Source organism: Bacillus sp. ISL-18, from assembly GCF_018613415.1.
Classification (GTDB): Bacteria; Bacillota; Bacilli; order Bacillales; family Cytobacillaceae; genus Neobacillus.
In genome coordinates this window covers 254,507-279,909 of sequence record NZ_JAGGQG010000003.1, presented here as the reverse complement: position 1 = coordinate 279,909, position 25,403 = coordinate 254,507, and the positions used below count along the sequence as shown (strand labels likewise).

General features: G+C 40.6%; 18 protein-coding genes, 2 pseudogenes and 2 riboswitches. Of the genes and pseudogenes, 16 read left to right on the top strand and 4 right to left on the bottom strand.

The genetic code is table 11. The features are described from left to right. Positions 1-307 precede the first annotated feature (307 nt). Positions 308-2,226: pseudogene (locus tag J7E81_RS07235) on the top strand (beta-glucoside-specific PTS transporter subunit IIABC). Between the two features lie 204 nt (positions 2,227-2,430). Beyond that, positions 2,431-3,882: pseudogene (gene hpaB, locus J7E81_RS07230) on the top strand (4-hydroxyphenylacetate 3-monooxygenase, oxygenase component). A 95-nt stretch (positions 3,883-3,977) separates the two neighbouring features. Here hpaB and J7E81_RS07225 read toward each other — a convergent pair. Then, entirely contained in the window at positions 3,978-4,400 is a 423-nt protein-coding gene (locus J7E81_RS07225; RefSeq protein ID WP_215041488.1) for an HIT family protein, read from the bottom strand. A gap of 362 nt (positions 4,401-4,762) precedes the next feature. Here J7E81_RS07225 and J7E81_RS07220 point away from each other — a divergent pair, with 362 nt between their 5' ends. From J7E81_RS07220 to J7E81_RS07195, 6 genes are all read left to right on the top strand, one after another. Beyond that, positions 4,763-6,004, top strand: coding sequence for a multidrug effflux MFS transporter (locus tag J7E81_RS07220; protein ID WP_215041487.1), 1,242 nt, complete (start codon positions 4,763-4,765; stop codon positions 6,002-6,004). Positions 6,005-6,176: 172 nt separating this feature from the next. Then, positions 6,177-7,415: a beta-ketoacyl-ACP synthase II gene (gene fabF / locus J7E81_RS07215; RefSeq protein ID WP_215041486.1), complete on the top strand. Its 1,239-nt coding sequence runs from the start codon at positions 6,177-6,179 to the stop codon at positions 7,413-7,415. A gap of 206 nt (positions 7,416-7,621) precedes the next feature. Continuing rightward, a complete protein-coding gene (gene trpB / locus J7E81_RS07210) occupies positions 7,622-8,800 on the top strand; it encodes a tryptophan synthase subunit beta (RefSeq protein WP_215041485.1) in 1,179 nt (392 codons plus the stop codon). Positions 8,801-8,910: 110 nt separating this feature from the next. Continuing rightward, positions 8,911-8,989, top strand: a riboswitch (ZMP/ZTP riboswitch). A gap of 145 nt (positions 8,990-9,134) precedes the next feature. Beyond that, complete coding sequence (locus J7E81_RS07205; protein ID WP_215041484.1) at positions 9,135-10,334, top strand: phosphoglycerate dehydrogenase; 1,200 nt, start codon at positions 9,135-9,137, stop codon at positions 10,332-10,334. 267 nt (positions 10,335-10,601) lie between these two features. Beyond that, on the top strand, positions 10,602-11,042 hold the full coding sequence (locus J7E81_RS07200) for a YaiI/YqxD family protein (RefSeq protein ID WP_215041483.1): 441 nt from the start codon (positions 10,602-10,604) through the stop codon (positions 11,040-11,042). Between the two features lie 108 nt (positions 11,043-11,150). Then, a riboswitch (cyclic di-GMP riboswitch) is annotated at positions 11,151-11,239 on the top strand. Between the two features lie 43 nt (positions 11,240-11,282). After that, complete coding sequence (locus J7E81_RS07195; protein WP_215041482.1) at positions 11,283-12,155, top strand: amidase; 873 nt, start codon at positions 11,283-11,285, stop codon at positions 12,153-12,155. A 91-nt stretch (positions 12,156-12,246) separates the two neighbouring features. Here J7E81_RS07195 and J7E81_RS07190 read toward each other — a convergent pair whose 3' ends face one another. From J7E81_RS07190 to ahpC, 3 genes are all read right to left on the bottom strand, one after another. Beyond that, a complete protein-coding gene (locus tag J7E81_RS07190; RefSeq protein WP_215041481.1) occupies positions 12,247-13,470 on the bottom strand; it encodes a glycerophosphodiester phosphodiesterase family protein in 1,224 nt (407 codons plus the stop codon). Positions 13,471-13,648: 178 nt separating this feature from the next. Further along, positions 13,649-15,178, bottom strand: coding sequence for an alkyl hydroperoxide reductase subunit F (gene ahpF / locus J7E81_RS07185; protein ID WP_215041480.1), 1,530 nt, complete (start codon positions 15,176-15,178; stop codon positions 13,649-13,651). Positions 15,179-15,406: 228 nt separating this feature from the next. Beyond that, positions 15,407-15,970, bottom strand: a complete 564-nt coding sequence (gene ahpC / locus J7E81_RS07180) for an alkyl hydroperoxide reductase subunit C (protein WP_098527060.1) — start codon at positions 15,968-15,970, stop codon at positions 15,407-15,409. A 374-nt stretch (positions 15,971-16,344) separates the two neighbouring features. On the opposite strand from ahpC, the gene J7E81_RS07175 reads away from it, so the two are divergent. The 8 genes from J7E81_RS07175 (at position 16,345) to J7E81_RS07140 (ending at position 25,338) form a co-directional block, all read left to right on the top strand. Then, positions 16,345-16,998 (top strand): hypothetical protein, encoded by a 654-nt coding sequence (locus tag J7E81_RS07175; RefSeq protein WP_215041479.1) that lies wholly within the window; start codon positions 16,345-16,347, stop codon positions 16,996-16,998. After that, entirely contained in the window at positions 16,998-18,701 is a 1,704-nt protein-coding gene (locus J7E81_RS07170; protein WP_215041478.1) for a GMC family oxidoreductase N-terminal domain-containing protein, read from the top strand. Before J7E81_RS07175 ends, J7E81_RS07170 begins: the two co-directional genes overlap by 1 nt. Before the next feature lie 73 nt (positions 18,702-18,774). Then, a complete protein-coding gene (locus J7E81_RS07165) occupies positions 18,775-19,302 on the top strand; it encodes a DUF3231 family protein (protein WP_215041477.1) in 528 nt (175 codons plus the stop codon). A gap of 300 nt (positions 19,303-19,602) precedes the next feature. Next, on the top strand, positions 19,603-21,474 hold the full coding sequence (locus tag J7E81_RS07160; RefSeq protein WP_215041476.1) for a V4R domain-containing protein: 1,872 nt from the start codon (positions 19,603-19,605) through the stop codon (positions 21,472-21,474). Between the two features lie 300 nt (positions 21,475-21,774). Then, positions 21,775-22,959: an acyl-CoA dehydrogenase family protein gene (locus J7E81_RS07155; RefSeq protein WP_215041475.1), complete on the top strand. Its 1,185-nt coding sequence runs from the start codon at positions 21,775-21,777 to the stop codon at positions 22,957-22,959. A gap of 48 nt (positions 22,960-23,007) precedes the next feature. After that, a complete protein-coding gene (locus tag J7E81_RS07150; RefSeq protein WP_215041474.1) occupies positions 23,008-23,487 on the top strand; it encodes a flavin reductase family protein in 480 nt (159 codons plus the stop codon). A 21-nt stretch (positions 23,488-23,508) separates the two neighbouring features. Further along, positions 23,509-24,324, top strand: coding sequence for an FAD synthetase family protein (locus J7E81_RS07145; RefSeq protein ID WP_215041473.1), 816 nt, complete (start codon positions 23,509-23,511; stop codon positions 24,322-24,324). A 30-nt stretch (positions 24,325-24,354) separates the two neighbouring features. Next, on the top strand, positions 24,355-25,338 hold the full coding sequence (locus J7E81_RS07140) for a DODA-type extradiol aromatic ring-opening family dioxygenase (protein WP_215041472.1): 984 nt from the start codon (positions 24,355-24,357) through the stop codon (positions 25,336-25,338). Positions 25,339-25,403: the final 65 nt, after the last annotated feature.

Here is a 25,403-nt window from a genome sequence, read left to right as displayed (position 1 = left end):
TCCATTTGGCGCAGTATCACTATTCTGGTTTTTGATAGACTTCGTATTAATCTTTTGAAAGAGGTCATAAATATCTCAGAAAATATAAAAATGTAAACGTTGACATTTTGGTGTTCCATGCTAGAATAAAAGTATAAATTTAATAAAACATTCCCTTTTAGGATTGTTACTGTCCGGCAGGCAAAACCTAAATTACTCAAAGTATGAGAATGCTATGTTCTTATATTCTGAGTAGTTTAGGTTTTTTGTTTTTCTTGGACTGAAAGCGGATACAAAAATGGCTTTATAAATAATGGAGGTGTTTTTGATGGCTAAAAAAGATTACACAGGATTAACAAAGAACATTTTAGAGCTAGTCGGCGGGAAAGAAAATATTAATAGTGTGTTTCATTGTGTGACAAGACTTCGTTTTAAATTAAAGGACGAGAAAATCGCCAAAACAGAGGAAATCAAAAATCTAGAGGGCATTGTGACCGTTATGCAAAGCGGCGGGCAATATCAGGTTGTTATTGGTAACCACGTACCAGATGTGTATGCAACATTCTTACAAGTAGCGAATATGAGTGCTTCTTCAAATGACGATTCAAGCAAAGATGAGAAAGTTGGAATGGGTGCCAAATTCATCGATATGATTTCAGGCGTGTTCACGCCGATTCTTGGTGTGCTAGCTGCAACGGGTATGATTAAGGGTTTAGCTGCCCTAATCCTTGCTTTAGGCTGGGTGTCAGCAACATCAGGAACGTATAACTTACTGAATATCGCAGGAGACGGTTTATTCAATTTCTTACCGATCTTTTTAGGCTACACAGCAATGAAAAAATTTGGTGGAACGCCTTTTATCGGAATGGCCATTGCTGCGGCTTTGGTGCATCCAACATTGTCAACGTTAACAGCAGGAAATCCACTTTATACACTATTTAAAGGAACGTTATTTCAGTCTGATATTCGCATTACGTTCTTAGGTATCCAGTCATCATGATGAGCTATGCTTCATCCGTTATTCCGATTTTACTATCATCCTTCTTCGCAGCAAAAGTAGAAAAAGGGTTCAAAAAAATTGTTCCCGATGTGGTAAAAACTTTCGTTGTACCATTTTTAACGATACTCATTATGGTTCCATTAACGTTCTTAGTGATTGGACCAATTGCTACATGGGCAGGCAGTCTTCTTGGTGCAGCAACATTATGGATTTATAAGTTAAGCCCTGTTGCCGCTGGTTTAATCATCGGAGGGTTTTGGCAAATATTCGTTATCTTCGGACTTCACTGGGGACTTGTTCCAATCGCCATTAACAACTTAACAACGTTACATTACGATCCAGTTCTAGCAACAACCGTTATGGTATGTTTCGCACAAATTGGTGCCGTTTTAGCGGTTATGTTAAAGACAAAAAACAAAGGATTGAAATCACTCAGTGTTCCAGCGTTCATTTCAGGTATTTTCGGTGTAACCGAACCAGCTATTTACGGTATAACATTACCACTTAAGAAACCGTTTATTATGAGCTGTATTGGTGGTGCAGTTGGCGGTGGTATCATTGCTGCTATTGCAGGGAAATTGTGGATGTTTGGCGGAATGGGGATTTTCGTTTTCCCAGCCTTTATCAAACCAGGTTCATCACTAGATATGTCTTTCTATGGGGCAATCATTGCATTAGTGGCAGGATTTGCCGTAGCGTTTATTTTAACGTATTTATTCGGTTTCAAGGATCCAGCAAATAAAGAAAAAATACCTAATGAACCAAAGGCATCAAAAGTTTTTGATAAGAACCGTACTCAAGTGGTCGCAAGTCCATTAAATGGAAAAGTAATTCCATTAAACCAAGTAGAAGATGCAGCATTTTCAAGTGAGGTAATGGGGAAAGGCGTTGCAATTGAACCTACAGAAGGAAAAGTAGTTTCACCAGTAAATGGTTTGGTAACGACCCTATTCAGAACCAAACATGCCGTTGGCATTACATCCGATAATGGCATGGAAATCCTCATCCATGTTGGCATGGATACTGTTCGATTAGAAGGAGAACACTTTACCGCTCATATAAAACAAGGCGACACCGTAAAAGCAGGAGATTTATTAGTCGAATTTGACATCGCAAAAATTAAAGCAGCAGGCTGTGAAGTAACAACGCCAATTATCATCACCAATAGTGCAGACTATGCAGAAATAAATCCAACAGCAAAAGAAGCAATCGAACAGAAAGAAACATTATTAACCGTTTGTGGTTAATGGATAAGGTGCATAGGGACGGTTCTGCTGCTTCGGAAGCAAGAGAACCGTCCCCGTGCATCTTTTTTTGCGGTGGATTGGACATTTTCTCCATTTTAAAACAAGGCTTTTCCAAGCGGAACAAGCTTTTGTTCCTTATAATACAATGATATTAACAGAGCTAGTACGTTTTCGGAGTAATTACTATTAGGGAGCAGGGGGAAAATGGGAACTATTAATGGAAAGGATTTTATTGAACGTTTAAATAAGCTGGAAAATGAAATTTGGTATGACGGTGCAAAAATCAAAGGGGCCATTTCGGAGCATCCTGCCTTTAAAGGAATTCTGAAAGAAAAGGCTTCTTTGTATGACTTACAGAATGATCCCGAACTAAAAGAGGAAATGACTTTTCAGTTATCAGATAAAGAAGAACCAATAGGATTATCTTATTTGCAGCCAAAAACAGTAGAGGATTTAAAAAGAAGAAGGAAGATGATCGAACACTGGGCCCGATTCACCCATGGAATGATGGGAAGAAGCCCAGACTATATGAACACAGCTGTAATGAGCTTCGCCGCCTCAGCCAGACTGCTAAAAGACAAGGAAAATTGTTTTCCTGAAAATATTCAATCTTTGTATGAACGAGCCATGAAACAAGACCTCTCGTTTACCCACACATTTATTACCCCTCAAGTCAATCGTTCTCAGGGATATTTGGAACTTTCTGATCAGCCCATTTCTGCTAAGGTGATTGATCGAACTGAACAAGGAATCATTATAAAAGGGGCTCGCCTGCTCGCTACTCAAGGGGGGTTAACAGATGAAGTCCTGGTTATTACTGCTCCTAGATTATTTCTAGACCCAGATGAAGCCTTTGCCTTTTCCATCCCTTCCAATACAAAAGGATTAAAATTTATTTGCAGAGAATCATTTGTAGGAGGAGAGTCCACTTTTAATTATCCCCTTAGTTCGAGATATGAGGAGATGGATTCCATCGTAGTCTTTGATAATGTACTAGTTCCATGGGATCGAGTATTTTATTACGATAATGTGGAAGCCGCAAATGATTTCATGAGCAAAAGCTCTTTTCACACCTTTGCCTACCATCAAGTTGTGACCAGACAAATTGTTAAAACAGAATTTATTCTCGGCGTTACGCAACTTCTTGTCAAAACGATAAATGTAAGTGAATATCAACATATCCACGAAAAGGTTTCTGAAATCATCATCGGTCTTGAAACCATGAAGGCATTAGTTGAGAAATCAGAAAATGATGCAGAGCTGGATGAATGGGGCTTTATGCGCCCTAGTATGGTTCCGTTACAGGTCGCATGTAATGTTTTTCCTAAAATATATCCACGTTTCATTGAAATTGTACAAATTATCGGGGCTAGTGGTATGGTCTCATTACCAACTGAGAAATCCTTTGATTCAGAAATAAGAGCAGACCTAGATCAATATTTACAGGCACAATGTATGAATGCGGAGGACCGGGTTAAGGTATTCCGCTTGGCATGGGATCTTACCATGAGTTCATTTGGTACAAGATAGACTCAATATGAGCGTTACTTTTTTGGTGATCCTATCCGCCTGTCCAGTAGCTTGTATAGCACTTATCTAAAAGATAACCATGTTGATAGAATCAGTGAATTCTTAAATCTAACTAGTAAAGAGTGAAAAAAAGAAACAAGTTGTAATAATTGGCATGAACGACTTGTTTCTTTTAATAGATATTTGTTAGGTGATCTTCAAGACTGAGATGGAAATTTACGTTATAAAGCCTTTTTAATCGTTTCAATCATATTCTGATATTCTTCATCTGTTAAATATGTTTTTCCTGGGTTCATTTCAAAAGTGGAACCCCAATTTTCTTTATTTTCGTATTTAGGCACAATATGCATATGTAGGTGATGCAGGGTATCTCCATACGCTCCATAATTAATTTTATTAGGATGGTAAGCCTTATCTACGGCGGCAGCTACCCTCTTTACATCGTTCATGAAAGCAGCTAATTCCTCTGGGTCAAGCTCAAATAATTCTTTGACATGATCCTTATAGACCACATTACACCGGCCCGTATATGTCTGTTCTTTAAAAAGAAAGAGGGTTGAAACATCTAGCTTAGCTATTTCAATCATCAGGTTGTCGCGTCGTTCATCCTCCATGCAATACATACATTGTTCATTTAATTCCATACTTTTTCATCCTCACCATTCTGTCATGTTGTTTCATAGTCACCTAATTATACGCCTAATTATTGCCCAAGGGAAAACAGGGGTAAACATGGGGACGGTTCTCATGCTTACGAAGCAGGAGAACCGTCCCTTTGCTCCCCGCAAAGAATTTTATGTGTTTAAACAAATATTAAATAAACATATATTGTTGGAACATTTAAATTTCTATATAATTGTGAAGTTCAATAATGTGCAACATGCAACAAATGGATAAGTCAGAATGAAATAGACATTTGTTTTCAGGTATTAAAGCAAATTATCAAAAATTTAGAGTAGATTGTCAGCCTAATAAGATTACGCTGTTTCAACCGGGAGGCAAAGGGATGAATCTGAAAACAGAGAATAAATTAGAAGAAAGAATTAGTACTAATAGTGAAAAACAAATTGGGATTGTTATCGTACTAGGTTTTTTATCTGCACTTGCTCCATTTTCCATGGATATGTACCTGCCTGCTTTACCTACTTTGACTTCAGATTTACACACTAGTACGTCTTTAGCACAACTAAGTCTGATGTTCTGTTTGTTGGGACTTGCATTTGGACAATTAATTGCGGGACCAATAAGTGACGCTCGCGGCCGCCGGATCCCGCTTATTATCGGGATGGTCATCTTTATCGTCTCATCACTTCTTTGTGCATTTACGTCCTCCATTGAGGTTCTGATTATTTTACGGTTAATTCAAGGTCTTGCTGGTTCTGTTGGACTTGTTATTTCACGTGCTGTTGTACGGGACTATTACACAGGTAACAAGATGACCAAATTTTTTGCTCTTTTAATGCTAGTGAACGGGATCGCGCCGATTGTTGCTCCTATAATAGGAGGGCAGCTGCTTCGTCTTACATCTTGGCAAGGTATATTCCTCATACTTGCTACTTTAGGGATAGGACTACTGGTGGGCGTAATCTATAAATTGCCTGAAAGTTTACCGCTGGAAAAACGTCAGACGGGAGGAATTAAGCAGACGCTTTCTTCTATGCAAACCCTTATAAGAGACCGAGTATTTATGGGTTATGTATTGTCGCAAGGTTTTATAATGGCCGCTATGTTTGCCTATATTTCTGGGTCGCCATTTGTTTTACAAAAATTCTATGGTATTTCCCCACAGGCTTATAGTGCTATTTTTGCGACTAACAGTATTGGTATCATTTTTGCCTCACAACTTAGTTCTAAGCTATGTCAACGATACGGAGAAAAGAAGGTACTTGTCAGCGGGTTAATACTTGCTGGTCTAGGAAGCTTGCTTTTGCTAATGATGATTCAGGTTGAGGCAGGGTTAATCGGGTTACTTCCTCCGCTTTTCATAGTTGTTTCGTGTGTAGGTCTCATTGGTCCTGCCAGTACATCTTTAGCAATGGAGAGACAGGGCAAACACGCAGGGAGCGCATCTGCCCTAACAGGCTTGGCACAGATGGGGCTTGGCGCAATAGCAACACCGATAGTTGGACTTGGGGGCAGCAACACAGCGACTCCCATGGGACAAGTTATTATATTTTGCACAGTGTGTGCGCTTCTCTGCTACCTAGTGCTGGTTCGAGATTGTAAACGTGGTTACAATAAGGCGTAGTGAAACAAGGGGACGGTTCTCCTACTTCTGCTTCGAGGAGCAAGAGAACCGTCCCTTTGTTTGCTCCTTATTTGTCCAACACCCCTATTTTCGTTAGAATAGAAGGGATGGACGAAGGGAATAAAGGTATTTGTGATACTTTTTAATAAAAACGGGTGGGGGAGAACGTTTAATGAATAGAGTTGTGATTACAGGTATTGGAGCCGTCACTCCTTTGGGGAATGATGCTTTCACTACATGGGATAACATTAAGAATGGAATATCAGGTGTTGGTCCTGCAACATTATTTGATATCGAAAAAGTAGATGTGAAAATTGCCGCTGAAGTAAAAGACTTTTCCCCAGAAGCATTTATGGATCGAAAAGAAGCTAGAAGAATGGGACGTTATAGTCAGTTTGCTGTGGCCGCAAGTAAAATGGCTGTCCAGGATGCGGGCATTCAAATCGGTGAGGATATTCAGCCTGAACGGGTCGGAGTTTGGATTGGCTCTGGAATTGGCGGTTTAGGTGAGTTTGAGGAACAACATAAGAAATTTATTGAAAAAGGCCAAAGAAGAGTTAACCCATTTACGATACCAATGTTTATCCCGGATATGGCGGCAGGTCAAGTTTCCATCGAACTCGGCGCAAAAGGAATCAACAATTGTTCCGTAACCGCTTGTGCATCAGGTGCCAATTCAATCGGCGATGCCTTTCGGGTGATTCAAAAAGGCGACGTGGATATGATGATTGCCGGTGGAACAGAAGCAACGATCACAGAGATGACTGTTGCCGGCTTTTCTAACATGACTGCTCTTTCAAAAAATCCAGATCCTGCTACAGCAAGCCGGCCTTTTGATAAGAATCGTGACGGTTTTGTAATTGGTGAAGGTGCGGGGATTGTCGTGTTAGAGGAATTAGACCATGCTTTAGCCCGTGGTGCTCACATCTATGGAGAACTAATCGGCTATGGGGCTACAGGGGATGCGCATCATATTACAACCCCTGCACCAGACGGCGAAGGGGCCCAGCGCGCAATGAACTTAGCCTTAGCGGATGCAGGAATAGAACCAGAACAAGTGGACTATATCAATGCCCACGGGACATCGACTTATTATAACGATTTGTATGAAACATTAGCGATTAAAGAAGTGTTCAAGGACCATGCTTATAGGCTTTCGGTCAGTTCGACAAAATCAATGACAGGCCACTTATTGGGGGCAACGGGGGCAATTGAGGCGATTTTATCTTTATTAGCCATTAAGGAAGGGATCATTCCCCCAACCATTAACTATGAAACACCGGATGAACAACTAGACTTAGATTATGTCCCTAATGTGGCAAAGACGAAGGATGTACAAGTCGTTCTTTCAAATTCATTAGGTTTCGGCGGACATAATGCCACATTGATTTTTAAAAGATTCACGGCGTGACTAAATTAGTGCCTGATTATCGTTAGGCCAAATTCATTTATACTAAAGTACCTTTGGGGAATTTCCGAGGGTACTTTTTTTATTTAGAAACTTACGACCATCCTAATAAAAATAATTTGCTAGAATGGAGTAAAATGGTAAAATAGTAGTTAGAATATTCAGTTTTAAGTGAACTGAAACATAGATTAGAAGGAGACGAGGAGAGCATGGAAAAGGTTAGTGTAGAGAGCAAAGGGTATTTTGGTGAATTTGGAGGAAGCTTTGTTCCAGAGGATTTGCAAATCGTAATGAACGAGTTGGAACAACAGTTTTTGCGCCATAAGGATGATCCTGAATTTATCGAAGAATATAAATATTATTTAAGAGAGTATATTGGCAGAGAGAATCCTTTAACCTACGCTGAAAATTTAACGGAAAGAATCGGCGGAGCAAAAATTTACTTAAAGCGAGAAGACCTGAACCATACAGGAGCCCATAAGATCAATAATGCGATCGGGCAAATTTTACTAGCCAAGCGAATGGGTGTTAAGCGGATTATTGCAGAAACTGGAGCAGGCCAGCATGGAGTTGCAACAGCAACAGCGTGTGCAATGTTTGGAATGGAATGTGTGATCTATATGGGCAAGTTAGATACCGAACGGCAAGCACTTAATGTTTTCCGGATGGAATTACTAGGTGCCAAGGTTGTTCCCGTTTCAAAGGGGCAAGGCCGTCTGAAGGATGCTGTTGATGAGGCTTTAGGAGATTTAGTCCAAAACTATAACAATACGTTTTATTTATTGGGATCTGCTGTCGGACCGCATCCGTATCCAACGATGGTCAAACATTTTCAGGCGATTATTAGTGAAGAATCCAAACGCCAGATCCTTGAAAAAGAAGGAAAGCTGCCAACTGCAGTCATCGCTTGTGCGGGCGGCGGAAGTAATGCCATTGGGGCATTTGCTCACTACATTGACGAAGAGGATGTCCGGCTGATCGGGGTAGAACCAGCGGAGGCTCCAACCCTAAGTGAAGGGGTACCAGCCGTCATCCATGGGTTTAAATGTTTAACGTTATTAGACGAAAAGGGAGATCCGAAACCAACCTACTCGATTGCCGCTGGGCTTGATTATCCTGGTGTGGGTCCAGAGCATAGCTACTTAAAGACAAGCGGCAGAGGTGAGTATGTAACGGTTACGGGACAGGAAGCCCTAGATGCATTCCTATTACTTAGTAAGACAGAAGGGATTATTCCAGCACTAGAGAGCTCTCATGCAGTAGCCTATGCAGTTAAACTAGCAAAAGAATTAACAGCGGATGATGTGCTGATTGTGAATTTATCTGGACGCGGCGATAAGGATGTAGAGCAGGTTTTTGGTATGTTGAAAAATAAAGAGAATGACTGATGCTCATAGTCAACATTACTAATCTTTAAAAAGTAAAAACATTGTTTTTAATATGTTTATTTTACAATTGAAAAGTATTAGAATATTTGTTAAAATACAAATAAATTAAAAAGACCTTGTGTAACTGGCGAAACACGGATAACCGTGAGGGAGCACATGGTGTCGGAGCCGTTCGCCTGGGCAGAGGTAAGGGAAGAATAGTTTTCCCTTACCTCTTTCTATATACCAGGAGGCGGTCTTCCATAATAATGTAATTGTGAAATTCTGTACAATGTAAAGTTTATTTTGATTTAATATTTTCATAAATTATCCTATCTGAAGAGAGGTATACCAAATGAGCACACTAGTAGCAGACAACGTGAAGACAATTAAAACATTAAATAGCATCGCGGAAAGCGGGCTAAAGGTATTTAGTAAAGGGAATTTTACCATTGATAATGACAGTGAGAACCCTGATGCAATTGTTGTTCGCAGTTTTAATATGCATTCACTGGATTTCGGAGATAACTTAAAAGCAATTGCACGTGCTGGGGCTGGTGTCAATAATATTCCCGTCGACAAATGTACCGAGCAGGGAATCGTTGTTTTTAATACACCTGGTGCCAATGCGAATGCGGTAAAAGAGATGGTATTAACGTCATTGATTTCTTCCTCTCGTAACCTTTTTGCAGGTGTAGCTTGGACAAAGACATTAGAAGGCGAAGGAGACCAAGTGCCAAAGCTTGTGGAAGCAGGCAAGAAGCAATTTGTCGGGAAAGAAATCAAAGGAAAAACACTGGGAATTATTGGGTTAGGTGCAATTGGTGCACTTGTAGCCAATGATGCTCTCGATTTAGATATGGATGTGATCGGGTTTGATCCGTTCATTTCGGTTGACACAGCTTGGAACTTATCTCGTAATGTACAGCGTGCCATGACAATTGAACAACTGTTTGCTGAGTCAGACTATATTACGGTTCACGTGCCTTTAACCAATGATACAAAAGGAATGTTCAATAAAGATTCCTTCGGCATTATGAAGCCTGGTGTTCATATTTTGAATTTCTCACGCGGTGAGTTGGTGAACGAAGTCGATATGGCGGTGGCATTGGAAGAAGGAGTTGTCGGTAAGTATATTACGGACTTCCCGAATGAAAATGTATTAAAAATGAAGAATACAATTTCCATTCCACACCTTGGTGCTTCTACAGCAGAATCTGAGGAAAATTGTGCCATCATGGCAGCTCGTCAGGTGAAGGAATTTTTAGAAACTGGAAACATCAAAAACTCTGTTAATTTTCCAAACGCTGAACTTCCTTACACAGGAAAACGTCGTGTGGCAGCTTTCCACCGAAACATTCCGAACATGGTTGGGCAGATTACTTCAGCTATTTCCAGCTATAATTTAAATATTGCTGACATGGTAAACAGAAGCCGCGGCGAATTTGCCTATACCATGATTGACATTGAAAATAAAGTAAATGGGGAAGTGATTCCTGGGTTGGTGGAAAAAATCAACCAAATCGAGGGAATTGTCACATCCCGAGTGATCTAAGGCTGCTTTTTAGATTAGTTTATTGAATAGGATAGAAGGAGGCATGCAGGGATGAAATTTCCCGGCATGCCTTTTTGGTCGTTCTAGGGCAGCGTTAATCTTTACAGGAATAATATAGTTGACAAATATCTCTTGAGTTTAATAAACGCTTTCCCTTTGGAAGCATGAGAACCGTCCCTTTGCTTACCTTTGCTTACATAGTTTGACAAAAGCACAATTAATCAATAGTATCACTAGTATTCGAACTTCTTTAGGGGAGAGATTCAGATGAAAATTTATGTGGATGCCGATGCTTGTCCGGTTAAAGATGTTGTTATTTTTGAGGGTAGGAAGGCAAATATTCCTGTTATTCTTGTTACAAGTTTTTCTCATTTTTCTAATGCAGAGCAACCTTCTGGGGTGGAAACCGTTTATGTTGATTCTGGAGCAGATGCAGCCGATTATCGGATCATGAAGCTGGCAGAAGCTGGAGATATTATTATTACGCAGGATTATGGTCTTGCTTCGCTAGGTTTAGCAAAAGGTAATATAGTCCTCCATCATAAAGGGTTTCGCTATACAAATGAAAATATTGACCAATTATTACAAACACGCTATTTTAGTGCAATGGCTCGAAAAAGCGGAAAACGAACAAAAGGACCAAAGCCCTTTACAGCAGAGGATCGGGAGCAATTTAGGACTCTTTTTAAAGAGGTTATTTCTAATTAGTCATAACGAAGAAAAAAGTTCAAATTTATTCAAAAATCTTTATATCGATAGATAAATAATTATTATATAATTTAGACCTGAACAAATGATGTTTTTTAGAAAAAATAATTCTGATAAAGGCAAACTTCTCAGAAAGGGAAGGACGCAAAGCCATGAGCCTAACCGCAGTCTTAGCGTACGGTCGTCTGGCTGCCAGGTTCCATTCTGTGAGCCTTGGGTGACAGAATGGAGGGGAATATAGTGAAAAAACTAGTAATCTCAGTAGTTGTCTTTTTCTCGATTTTTGCTGGAGGTTTAGGATGGAATGTCAAAGCATCGGATACAGAAACGCTGGCTACATGGCTTTGGAATCCATGGAAATTGGTGAATGATGAATCAGGTACTCTCTCTTTCCTAGAAGGAAAGCACGTGAACAAAGTTTATTTGCAAATTGACCGTGATATCCCGCTAACCGTTTACCGAAGTTTTATCGAGAAAGCCTCTGCCAAGGGAATGAAGATATACGCTCTAGATGGCGGACCTAACTGGGTGGCGCCGAAGGGCGACAGAAACGTAGACCTTTTAATGAATTGGCTGAAGACTTATCAAACTGGATCCTCTTCTGATCAACAATTTGCTGGTGTTCACTTAGATGTTGAACCTTATTTATACAGCGGCTGGTCAACCAATCAGGCTGCTACAGTAAAATCCTATCAATCATTATTACTAAAAGCGAACAGCAGTGCAGTTTCTTTAACACTTCCTTTAGAAGCAGACATTCCTTTCTGGTTTGATGAGACTTCCTATAAAAACACCTATGGAAAAGGAACACTTGCTGAATGGGTGATAGCCAATACAAATGGTGTCACCATTATGGCTTACCGTGATTCAGCATCCATGATTATTGACTTAGTCAAAAATGAAATAGCCCTTGCGGGAAAATACAATAAACAGCTTGTTATTGGTGTAGAAACAGGACAGACGGATGAAGGTGGAGCAACTTCCTTTTTTGAAGAAGGGGAAGCATACATGAACCAGGAATTGGCCAAAGTAAAAAGCTTCTATACCGGTACGCCTGGGTACAGCGGAGTAGCTGTTCACCATGTTGGCAGCTGGGAGACAATGAAACCATAAAAAATAGCAGCGTCCGTCAATAGTTGATGGGGCTGCTATTTTTTGTTTTTATATAAATTAATCTTAGAATTAGAGTGTTTGTCATACTTCTTTATTGGCCTTTTACTGTTTTCTCAGGTTCTGTTTGAAACGAACCGGTCACGTGATATTGGCTAGAGACCGCATGAGCCCGGTAATAATATTTTGTACCAGGCTTTAATCCGACAAATTCAACGCTTACGATAAAATCGTGCTGATCATCAGCATGGCTGGTTTTAACAAGAAGATTTGTTTTAAAATGGCTGTCAGTTGAAATTTCAAATTGTACTCTTGTATCTCCATTGGTACGAGCCCACAAAATAGCGGATGAGTTGGTAACCTTACCGTTTGCTGCTCCATGTGAGATAAATGGCTTTTCTAGTAAATCCACGAGTTGGTCGGTCGTATTGGTGAACGCACCGTCCACACCAAGCGAAAGCAATGAAACCATTTCATACTGAGAATCGACGGTCCACGGATGGACGAGAAGGTGATTCAGATGAGCGGCCTTCATCAACTTCCGAGACACAAACCCCTTATAGGGACCGATTCCAGCAGCATATTCCGAGATTCGCTTGAATTCTTGGTGCAAATTCTTACCTGCAAGCGTCCTTCCTTTATAAAGCTGAATCACTTTTACTTTAGGAGCGAGGCTAATCAATTTACGAAGACTTTGCTCACTGAATGATTCCAAAAAAAGATTCCGGTCATCGAGAACTTGGGTCTTTTTTAAAGTTTCTATTACTAACTCTTCCATTCCTGGGTACACGCCCGGTGTTTTTGTTTCAATATAAATACCGACTCTTCCATTTTCATGCTGTTTCACAAATTGGATGGCCTCCTCAAGGGTGGGGACATGCTGCCCGATGTATTCCTTTTTTGCCTGAGCGGGATATGCACGATTAAACCAAGAACCTGCATCCAAACGTCTGATTTCTTCGAGTGAAAAATCGCTTACCCGCCATGGGGAACGATTCGGAAAGAGTTTTTTGGCATTGGTCGTCCTTGACAGTGTCTCATCATGCATGGCAATTAACTGGCCATCCTTCGACATTTGTAAATCTAATTCTATATAATCAGCCTTCATTAATATTGCCTGCTTATAGGTTGCCAGTGTATTTTCCGGTCCGTAGGCAGACGCCCCTCTATGAGCAATAACAATAACATCCGTGGAAATAGGGCGCAAGTCCATTTGTCTATAGTTAATCTTTGTGCTTTGAAGTGGCTGTGCTAAAACGAAGTAGGGAGAAGCTGTAATAGAAAGACAAACAAGACCAGCAAGCAAGCTTTTTTTCATCCTCATTCAACTCCTAACAAAACAGCAAAGTACCTGGAATATTAGCCTATCCAAGTAAAGGCTGCATTATTAGGGGGAAGGGATGCGTTCAGAAATGATGAAATGAATTGTACCTTTATAGATAACAAAAGGGAATTGGATTCATCCATTTCCCTTAATGTGTACGTAAATGCAAAAATTAATTTCGGATCAGATAATCGAATGCCCCTAAAGCGGCGGTAGCACCTGATCCCATTGATATAATGATTTGCTTATATGGGCTATTTGTACAGTCTCCTGCCGCAAACACTCCAGGGATACTTGTTGCGCCATGATTATCTACCACAATCTCACCCATGCGTGTACGTTCAAGTGTTCCTTCCAGCCAATCCGTATTTGGAACAAGACCAATCTGAACAAATATACCCTGCAATTCAACATGATGTTCTGCTCCTGTTTCACGGTCAATATAAGAAATGCCATTTACCTTGTCAGTACCGGTAATTTCTTTTGTCTGCGCGTTCTTTATAACCGTAACATTAGGCAGGCTGTAAAGACGGTCCTGCAGGACGGAGTCAGCTTTTAATTCTGGCGCAAATTCAAGAACAGTTACATGGTTGACAATCCCTGCAAGATCGATGGCTGCTTCAATACCGGAATTACCGCCGCCAATAACAGCAACATCTTTTCCTGCAAACAATGGACCATCACAGTGAGGGCAGTAGGCTACCCCTTTGTTTTTAAACTCTTCTTCACCAGGGACACCAACATTACGCCAGCGTGCACCAGTCGAAAGGATGACCGTTTTACTTCTTAGAACAGCACCGTTTTCAAGTTCAATGGCAATAAAGTCTTTCTTCTCTAAACGCTTAGCACGCTGTAGGTTCATGACATCGACATTGTACTCTTTTACATGCTCTTCAAGACTTGCTGCTAGTTTAGGACCTTCTGTATATTTTGTACCGATAAAGTTCTCAATTCCTAGAGTGTCCATAATCTGGCCGCCAAAGCGTTCAGCGACAATACCAGTACGAATCCCTTTACGTGCCGCATAGATCGCTGCACTTGCACCAGCAGGACCGCCCCCAATAACAAGGACATCAAATGGTTCTTTGTCAGAAAGCTCGGATGCATCTGAACCACTGCCCATCTTGGCGATGATTTCCTCAAGTGTCATACGGCCGCTGCCGAATGATTCCCCATTTAGGAATACAGTTGGTACAGCCATGATGTTTTTGCTTTCTACCTCTTCTTTAAACGCTGCGCCATCAATCATCGTATGCGTAATGCCAGGGTTTAGCGTACTCATGATGTTTAAAGCTTGGACAACATCAGGACAGTTGTGGCAGGTAAGACTGATGTAAGATTCGAAATGATATTCGCCTTTAATGTTTTTTATTTGGTCAATAAGCTTCTGATCAACCTTAGGAGCTCTGCCGCTGACTTGCAATAGAGCTAATACTAATGAAGTAAATTCGTGTCCAAGCGGCACACCAGCAAAAGTGACACCAGTATCTTCACCGGCACGATTTACACTAAAGCTTGGTGTTCTTTGTAATTCAGTTTTCTCGACTTTAATATGGGATGACATGTTGGCCAATTCGTCGACCAAATCTAGCATGTCGCGAGAAACGTCATCGGAACCTGCACTTACTTTAAGCAGCACGTCTCCCTCCATCAGTTGAAGATATTGGGCTAATTGAGCTTTTATTTCTTTATCTAGTATCATAATCTCACTCCTTAAATTTTTCCTGCGAGTCAGTTGAGTAGTAAGTAAATAATAATAATTCTAATTCAATAATTATTATCATATAAAAATAATTACCAGTCAAGAGAAAAATCCCAATATCACTAGGTTTTTAAAAGGTAATACTGTAAATCCAAAATAGTAGTTTCAATATGTACTAAAAAGGGAATTGGAAGCTTCCAATTCCCTTAGATTTTTTAAATGTACTGCTTAGATTTTACCTACAAGGTCAAGACTTGGCTTCAGTGTTTCTCCGCCTTCTTGCCATTTAGCTGGGCAAACTTCACCTGGATTGTTGCGAACATATTGTGCTGCTTTAATCTTGTTAACGATAGTGCTAGCGTCACGACCGATGCCATCTGCATTGATTTCCATAGCTTGAACTTTACCGTCGGGATCGATGATGAAAGTACCACGCTGTGCAAGACCTTCTTCTTCATCTAATACATCAAAGATGCGAGAAATCTTTTGATTAGGGTCACCAACCATAATGTATTCAATTTTGCTGATCGCTGGTGAGTGATCATGCCATGCTTTGTGAGTAAAATGAGTATCTGTTGATACAGAGTAAACTTCTACACCAAGATCTTTTAATGTTGCGTATTGATTTTGAAGATCTTCTAACTCAGTAGGGCATACGAATGTGAAATCTGCTGGATAAAAGCAAACAACATTCCATTTACCTTTAAAGTTTTGTTCAGATACAGTGATAAAATCACCATTATGGTAAGCTTGTGCTGTGAATGCTTGTACTTCTTTTCCGATTAATGACATAATCAAAATTCCTCCTAGAAATAATTTGATAGTTTTTGGTAAACTATAATAATTCTAATTCAATAAGTATTATCGTATACAAGCTAACGTATTGTCAAGCGGAATGTATCAACTATACAGATACTTTGTTTAATAATAAGTATAGGGAATAATAATTTCTCTTTTATCCATTATTATTCTCATTTAGGAAGCAGGGGGACGGTTCTTTTGCTTCCTTCACATTCAGTGGTACAACCCACAATATGAACTAGCTAAAAAGTTGAGAAATAAGTTGCCATTTGAAACTTAAAAACTTCCTGACATAGAAAAACGAGCTGATAAATAATATTAGGAATGGTATGATTCATTCTTATTATTAGAAGGGGAGAGGGGAAATGGGGATTAAGGGAAGTGACAGAACAGACGATTGCTATATAAGGTCCACTTTCGAGTCACTTGTTCAGGCAATTATTCCAGCAACTCCTCACACTGCAAGAATACTAGAGCATGTTCAATTACCAGGGGCATTGGAATTGAAGGTTTATGAATATGTAATTTGGATTTTGGACCATTCAATTGCCCCTCCCGTGAAAACAAAACTAAACATAAGATCAATGACGAGGTCAACCGCTGAACTGTTGGACGAGGGAGCGATCCGACTAATTAAGACCCGACAGAATGTCTATCCTCTTATTATAAATAGTTTACATTGTGGAGGTCCGTTCACAAAGTTATCACTGGTTGACCGGTTAAGGTCCCTTACCCTTATTGAACGCCTGGAATTGAATCTTGAAAACTTAAGTCCTCCTTATCAAAATAACCCGACACTTATCCACACTATGATTGATGTACTAAATCAACTCACACTGTTTGGCTTCTATTCAGAATGGACAGGATACGGAACAACAGGTCAGTCTACTCCTGAGTTTAGAAAAGTTGATTACTTTCCACCTGGATGGGTCCAGTCCCATTATCCGGGTCCGTCTTTTGCATACCGTGATTTTCGAGGGTTTTTAGCATTTATGCCACATAAAAAGGGGAAGGTCTAATGGGGAATCAGGATGTGATTGTCATTGGAGCAGGTGGTGGAGGAGCTGTTATCGCAAAAGAATTGGGAGAAAAAGGTTTAAAGGTATTGGTCCTGGAAGCCGGGCCATGGTACGGTAATAAAAAGTGGCCTCATCCAAATAGAGAACCCGGAGATAAATTTAGCTCATCACCGGCTGATTTGGATATAAATCTATATAAACAATTATTAAACAAGTATGAAATGAATATGAATGATCTGGTTTCCGGTAGGTTTCGCTGGGGGCCAGCAGATCGAAGCCGGGCCCAATGGTTTCGGAATGTGAAACAGAAAGGTTTGATTTGGCAATGCGCTGGTGTCGGAGGAACAACTCAAACCTATACGGCCAATTGTCCCCGGGCATATCCAATAGCTATAGATCATGTATGGCCCATATCTTACCGGGAACTTATCCCTTATTATGAAAAGGTTGAGGCGGAATTGCCAGTGAATTTTGCGCCGGTAACGGCCAAAGAAGAATTATTTTATTATGGTGCTAAGAAGGCGGGGTGGCCGATGATCCCTGTACTGGATGTGACAGTCCCTGGATATAGGCCGCAGCCTAATGCCATCTTACCTCCCAATGAAAACATCACCAACCCCAATATTCCTGATGAACAACTAGCCTGGATGGAAGGATGTACACTTGCTGGACACTGTATCAACGGCTGTCCTCATGGTCCGTCTATGGATAAAATTGCAAAACGCTCAACAAATGTCAGCTATGTTCCGCTTGCCTTACAGACTGGAAATGTGAGAATACGTCCCAATACCTTTGTGGTAAAAGTCCTTACAGAAAAGAACGATTCTAATGGAATGCGGGCCATTGGTGTAAACATAAGGGACACATGGACAGGAGAACAGGAAGAGGTAAGAGCGGAAATTGTGGTAATGGCTTCCGGAAGCATCGAAAGTCCACGCCTTTGGTTAAATTCAGGCTTACCGGACAATCCCTGGGTGGGGAGAGGTTTGGTAAACCATTATATGGACTGGGTATCCGGAGTCTTCGATGAAAAAGATTTGCTTTCTATAGTGGGAAGCCCTGAACTTAATCCCTTTGTGGGACATACATGCGGGGCAAGACTGGATGTTCCAGGAGTGGGAGCGTTACAGTCGGTTGGGATGAGCCCAGGATTGACTGCTTCTTTTTATGGGATAAGTGAATCGGGGTATTCTTTTTTACACTCTGCTAAAACAGACGATTTATGGGATATTGAAGGGCGCCTGGTTGGATATGGATTAAAAGAGTGGATGAACTCCTACCGTAAAACTTTAAATATCTTAGTATCTACTGCCGATGATGTGGTTCAGCGAAACGGAGTTACAGTTGATCCTTACGTTAGCGATGAAAATGGGCCTGTCCCTGTTGTTAGCTATAGACCCACCCAACCATCTAGAAAAAAGCGCAAAGAGATGGTAAAGTTGGCAGCTGATTTGTTACGAAAGGCAGGAGCAAAAAAAATTATTTGGTCTAATTGGCCTCCGGGCATGATGATTCATATCGAAAGTACAATGAGAATTGGTTACGTGGTCGATCAAAATTGTGAATCATTCCAAGTAAAACGGTTATATGTTGCTGACAACAGCGTCCATTTTAATAGTTTAGGCGGACCGAATCCAACGCTTACAACACAGGCCTTGGCTCTACGCACGGCAGATAGGCTTTTTCAAAGGTATTTTAATTAGTATGGTTTAGTTTTCATGTGGGAAGAATACCATCAGAACAAATATATCCAAAGTTTGGTGGGATTTTAGAAATATGAATCTATTCGATGTAATTCATGATGCATTCCAACCTTTTATGGACGGGGAGAAAAGACCTTTGAACGTGATGGAGGTTTCCAACCTTTGGTTTTTTCTTTTAGGTACGGAAACGACATTACGTAGTGAAGAAATCCACTACAATCTTTCAGAAGATCCTGAACTAAAACAACTATTAAAGGATATAAGGGAAACTGTGCATATACCAATTAGAAATGAAATTAAAGAGTTTCTAATTAAAGAAGGTATCCCATTGCCGCAAAAAACTTCTGAAAAACCAATCGGTAATTTTTCGAATATACCGGAGGGTGCAAAATTAAATGATGAAGAAAGAGCAAATCTAATGTCCTATAATCTTGCTTCAGGTGTGACGTATGCTGCCAGAGGACTCTCGGAGTCAATTCGTGCGGATGTTGGTTTGATTTTTTCGAAAATTATTTTAAAGAAAACTATGGCTGGCTTAACTGTAAAAGATTATTTAGAGCGTCATAAGTGGCTCAGAGTACCGCCTTATTATAAAGCGTAGGAAGCAAGGGGACGGTTCTCTTGCTTCTTTTTGTAGAAGAAAGAGAACCGTCCCCTTGCTTCCTAAAAGGGAAGTTGAAAATCGGTCAGCTTAATGATTCAAAAAAACAATTATGAAATGAACTCTAATTATGTAAAGTTCAGCAACTATCTTTCCAGTAAAATGATTTGAAGTAATGAGATATTTTCATTAGAATAATATGTGTACGCTTACATCAAAAACTAGCGGCTGAAAGCTTAGTAAGGTAATGTTACAATTACATGCCTTAAATGTTAAATCTATCAAACAGGATGTGTTGGCATGACCGTTAAAATCTCAGAAGAAAGTTATAGCCATGAACATGTTAATGCTGATCGGAAAATAATCACATCTGCTTCCGTTTTCGGTATTCTGAGGGAACAGCTGGTTAAAAATATTGGCATCAAAAGGATAAAGGGATTTTTATTTCATTATGGCTGGGAAATGGGAGTTAAAGTGGCCAATGAATCACTAAGGACTGAATCCTCTTTAGAAAATCTCATCCGGTTTGGACCAATCCTCCACATTCAAAATGGTCATATTAGTGGGATTAAACATGATTGCACGTATGACCTAATGGAAAATAAACAAATTCAAACTTTTTATTCATCTGGTACTTGGTACGATTCCTATGAGGCCGAGGAGCATCTTAAACGCTTAGGACAGTCAAAAGGACCAGTTTGTCATACGTTAATTGGTTTTGCGAGCGGCTTTATGTCTACCGTATTTGAGGAGCCGCTTTTGGCTAAGGAAATTGCTTGTGTTGGCAGGGGTGATTCGGAGTGCCGCTGGGTGATGAAGCCAAAAAAGGAATGGGAAGAGGAACCTCAGGAAGAGGATGGACTTGATTTTTACAATGAAACACCGATTGTAAAGGAACTTGAGCTAACCTACGACCAATTACTTGACCAAAAAAATGTTGTCACCCGCTTGGCCCATTTTCAAAACCAATTAACAGAGGAGATTATCAATGGCAGCGACTTGCAGACAATCGCTGATATGGTTTATGACACGGTGCAGATTCCTATTATCGTAGAAGATACGCTTCATCAAACAATTACCTATTCGGGGCTGGACCAGGAAAAATATATGGTTATCAAGCCAGATATGGAAAGTTATCTTCAAAAATTACAATTAATCACAAAGCCGCCGCATTTACCTTTTAGAAAAAAAATCATCAAAACCTCCATACAAGAACGTCTGATTACTCCAATCCTTTTACAAAAGGAGGTAATCGGTTATTGCTCCTTTCTCTATGAAGATATGAAAAATCATTATCATGAAGAAGATTATTTATTTTTAGATCGATTTGCCAATGCGGCCTCTCTGATTCTCTTAAATGAAAAAACAAGGTTTGAAACATTTGAAAGAATGAAAGGCAGTTTTCTTGAACAAATCCTAGAGGGCAGCCTGCCTGAAAGTGAAGTCATCAAGCGGGGGAAGTATACCGGTGTTAACCTGGAACAGAAATATTATATAGCAGTGATGGAATATCGGAAAACTCAAGGCTCGATAAAAGATGACTTCCTTTTGCAGGAACAAATATTTGAAACGACATTCCGCTATTTTAAGGACAAAAAACATAATATTTTGGCTGGGCACCGTGAAGGCAGCATGGTGTTATTAATGACAATTGAAACATTCCAAAAGAAGACGATTCAAAATGTGATGCAGGAATACTTCGATTATATGAATCATACCTATCCCAAGGGTCTATTTAAACTGGGCATCAGCCGCTTAGGGGAGGATATAGGTCAAGCTTCTCGATGCTATGAGGAAGCAGCCATTGCGTTAAGATTAGCAGTCAAGCAGAAGATGGTTTCATTTCAATCATTAGGGATCGTAGGGGTGTTAATTAATTCAAAGAATATCAGTGGGATCAAAATGATCGCCGCGCAGGAGCTTGGACCATTGAATAACATTCAGGATCCCAAAATGCTGGAACTGTTGAAAACGTTATATAGCTTTTTGTTGAACGGAGGCAAGCTTGAACAAACCATGATCGATCTGGCCTTATCGATGAGCGGGCTCCGGCATCGGATCAGCCGGATTGAAGGCTTGCTTGAAAAAGATCTTCGCGACCCAAAGGAGATGCATCAATTGCTGTTAATCATTAAATCGTTAATTGCTATAGGGGAAATTACGTTCGATTAGACGCCATCCGGCTTAAGCCGGGTGGTTTTTTCTTAGACCTTTTTTCGTAATCTAGGGGAACTAGAATGTGTCGCCGCAACAGTACTTTTGGGGTGATGAACAATAAGTGTCTATTTAATATAAAAACATGAACATTCTCTGTCCTAGATGGAATATTTCGAATTGTATTAAACTTTATTTACAAGTTACAAACAGTCGTTACTTTGCTGAACTGCAATTGTAAGCGATGCCAAATATTATTTACGCAACGGACATGGTCCATAACCTATTAGTTTTAATAAACAAAAAGGGGTGCAGAAAATGACAAATCAAGTATTAAACGAAACACCTGTCACTGTTGAAGATTTACTAGAAGGCGCGGAACGAATCGGTAAATTAGCTGAGCAGGAGGCGGCTGAGGCAGAAAAAAATGCAACCATTTCGCAAAACGTGGTGGATCTCATTAAAGAAACTCAAATTTCTCGGATGATGCTTCCAAAGAAATATGGCGGTCCGCAGGCAGATTTGAAAACGTTTGCTAAGGTTGTTCGCAAGGTAGCTAATTATAATATTTCAGCAGCATGGCTGACCTATCTCTATCCGCTTCACAACATGCTCCCAGCTTTTCTCCCTGAAAAAGGTGCAGACGAAATCATCAATACGGGCGGATTGATTGCCGATATCTTTGCTGCACTAGGCAAAGCAGAACAGGATGGCGATGGTTACCGCATTAGTGGAAAATGGAGCTTTGTCAGTGGCATCAACTATAGTGATTGGGTTGGTGTCGGGGTCATGATTCAATTCCCTAACAGTGAGAAACCTGTATATTGCCTGCCAATGTTGAAAACTTCTGAAGTAGAAATCGTCCGTAATTGGGACACGTTCGGGTTAAGAGGTTCAGGAAGCAATCAGATTATTGCCAATGATGTATATGTGCCAATGGAGCGAATTCTACGATTAGACCAAGCGGAACTAACAAGGAGACCGCCTTTAGATGAATATGATACGAATTATCCCTTCTATCATGTCCCGTTCTTTCCATCTTTCTATATTGGATTTCCTTACATGGCCCTCGGCGGAGCAGAGCGGATGCTGAAGGAATTTAAAGCATTCACGGAAAAAAGAGTACGCTTAATGGATGGTGTAAGGGAAAGTGAGTCACCAAGAAGCCAGCGGGTATTAGCCGAAATGACAACTGATTTTCAAATCGCCGAAGCATTAATGGATAAGTATATTGATCTGCTAGTGGACTATGAAAAGAATGACTGTCAAACACCGCCTTCTGAATTTTTTGCACTGCGCACCAAAGCGATTAAGCTTTGTGTGGATATTGCCGTTAGATCGCTGTTAACGCTGGGCGGTGGTGCGTTGTATAAAGGCGGACCAATGGAATTGTTCTTAAGGGATATCATGGCAGTTGCTACACATAAAACGTCTTTATATGAAGATGCAGTTGCTGCATATGGGCAAGACTTATTTGGTTTTGAGAGCGGCGTCAGAGGATAAAGTGAAAAAATTTTGATAGAGAAATTTTACTAAGGGAGGATTTTTATAATGGACGATCGTCAATTTCGCACGGCAATGGGCAGGTTTGCAACTGGGGTAACTGTTATTGCAACAGAGGTAGAGGGAAACATTCATGGAATGACTGCAAATGCGTTTATGTCGGTATCACTTGATCCAAAGCTGGTCGTCATATCTATCGGCGAAAAAGCAAAAATCTTAAACAAAATCAAAGAAAGCAAGATTTTTACAGTTAATATCTTAGCAACTGAACAGAAAGAGCTTTCGATGATTTTCGCAGGCCAATTGAAAGAACATAAAGAAGTGGAGTTCGCTCGTCTTGATGGGAAACCAGTATTGCCTGGCTCTGTGGTACAGGTTGCCTGCGAAGTATCTGCTGAGCATGTGGAAGGTGACCACACCTTGTTTATTGGCAGGGTAACCGATATTCATCTTGAAGACAAAGAGCCATTGCTATTTTACAGCGGCCAGTACCGTTCATTAGTGGAAGAGCAGCCCGTTATGCTTTAAAAAACTTGAGAGGAGACCAGTATGAAAACCATTCATTTAAACCAGCGTAATTTGGTCTATTGGCAGAAAAAGAAGAGTCCGATTGTAATGGCACTTGGTTGTTTCGATGGTCTCCATCATGGACATTGTGCTGTTATCAGCACTGCCTATCAAAAGGCAAAGGAAAGACAAGTGCCGTTAGCTGTCATGAGTTTTTTTCCTCATCCGAAGACCGTGGTTTCAAAAGGAAAAGTTCGGGTGCATTATTTAATGCCGCTTGCGGAAAAAGAGGAAAGGCTTAGGGATATGGGCGTCGATACTTTCTATATTGTTGAATTTAATCAAGAGATGGCCAGTTTATCGCCGGAGCAGTTTGTATCGGAATACCTGAATGGTCTTGGTGTGGTTCATGCAGTTGCCGGATTTGATTTTTCCTATGGTTCCCGCGGTGCCGGTAATCTGGAGCGTTTGAAGCAAGACTCAGGCGGCCGGATTGATGTAACAAAAGTAGCCAAAGTAGAAATAAGGGGCGAGAAAATCAGTTCTACCGGCATTCGTGAACGGCTGTTAAACGGGAAGGTGGCCGAACTGCCTGAGTTTCTCGGCCAATACTATGAAACGCTCTGCGAATGGAGCGGAGAGGCATTGACACCCTATCCTTATTACACACTTCCCGCCCCCGGATGCTACCAGGTCAGATTGAAAAATAACAATGGTTCCGTTCATCGGGACATCATGATCATGAACGATGGAATCACGATCAAGTGTGCAGATGAAATTCCTTTATTTTTAAAAGGAAAGATTTCGATTGTCTGGCAAAAGGAAATCGTTGATTCTAGGAAATTACGTATTTCTTAAAAACGATTAAATAAGAAAGGTGTGAATTGAATGGCTAAAATTATTGCAGGTGTGGCGATGTCACATAGTCCGATGATCATGACAAATGAAGCCAGTGGCGGAGAAAAAGGGCAGCGGTTCCTCCATACAGCGGATGAAATGAGGAAATATCTCGAAGAGTCAGGCGCGGATGTCATTGTATTAGTGTCTGATGACCATTTTAACAGCTACTTTTATGACCATATGCCTTCTTTTACGATAGGAACAGGCGAATGTGAAGGCTGGGGGGATTGGCAGCTGCCGAAATATAACATTCCCGTACAACAAGAATTAGCAAAACATATTCTTCACACCAGTCTGGAGAATAATATTGATTTTGCTTTTACGCTAAAAATGAAGGTAGACCACGGCCACACACAAGGAATTTACTTTTTAAACCCGGATCTCCAAATTCCTGTGGTTCCGATTGCTGTTAATACCTCGGCACCGCCATTGCCATCGATGGACCGCTGTTTCCAAATTGGTGAAGTGATCCGTAAAGCGATTGAATCTTGGGATCAAGATTTGAAGGTAGCAATTGTTGCTTCAGGTGGATTATCTCACTGGGTGCCGATTCCCAAGATTGAGAGTGAAAAACCGGAAGACCAATTCTTAATAAATGTTTTAAAAAATGGACGTCAGGAAATCGATCAGCTCGATGAATATCTAAAATTACGGGAAACGAATGTAACCCGAATTAAATCAGGTCCTGTTAACGAGCAGATTGACCGGGAATTTTTGCGCTTGGTCACCGAAAAAGATTATACAACATTAAGAAACTGGAGTGCCGCTTATATTGAGGAGCATTTAGGCAACGGAGGTCAGGAGATTCGTAACTGGCTTGTCCTTCTTGGTGCCCTGAAGAACTTTGATGCAAGTGTTGCCTGCTATGAGCCAATACCAGAATGGGTAACAGGTATGGCCATCGTTCAGTTTAGTCTGCCGGTTGGCCCAGAAAATCGTAAAGCCTCATCTGAACAAGAAGTGAGCATTTAATGTTGAGAGCAAGAAATCCAATGGGGGATCAACCTCCATTTCTAACGATGATTTTATAAAAGGGG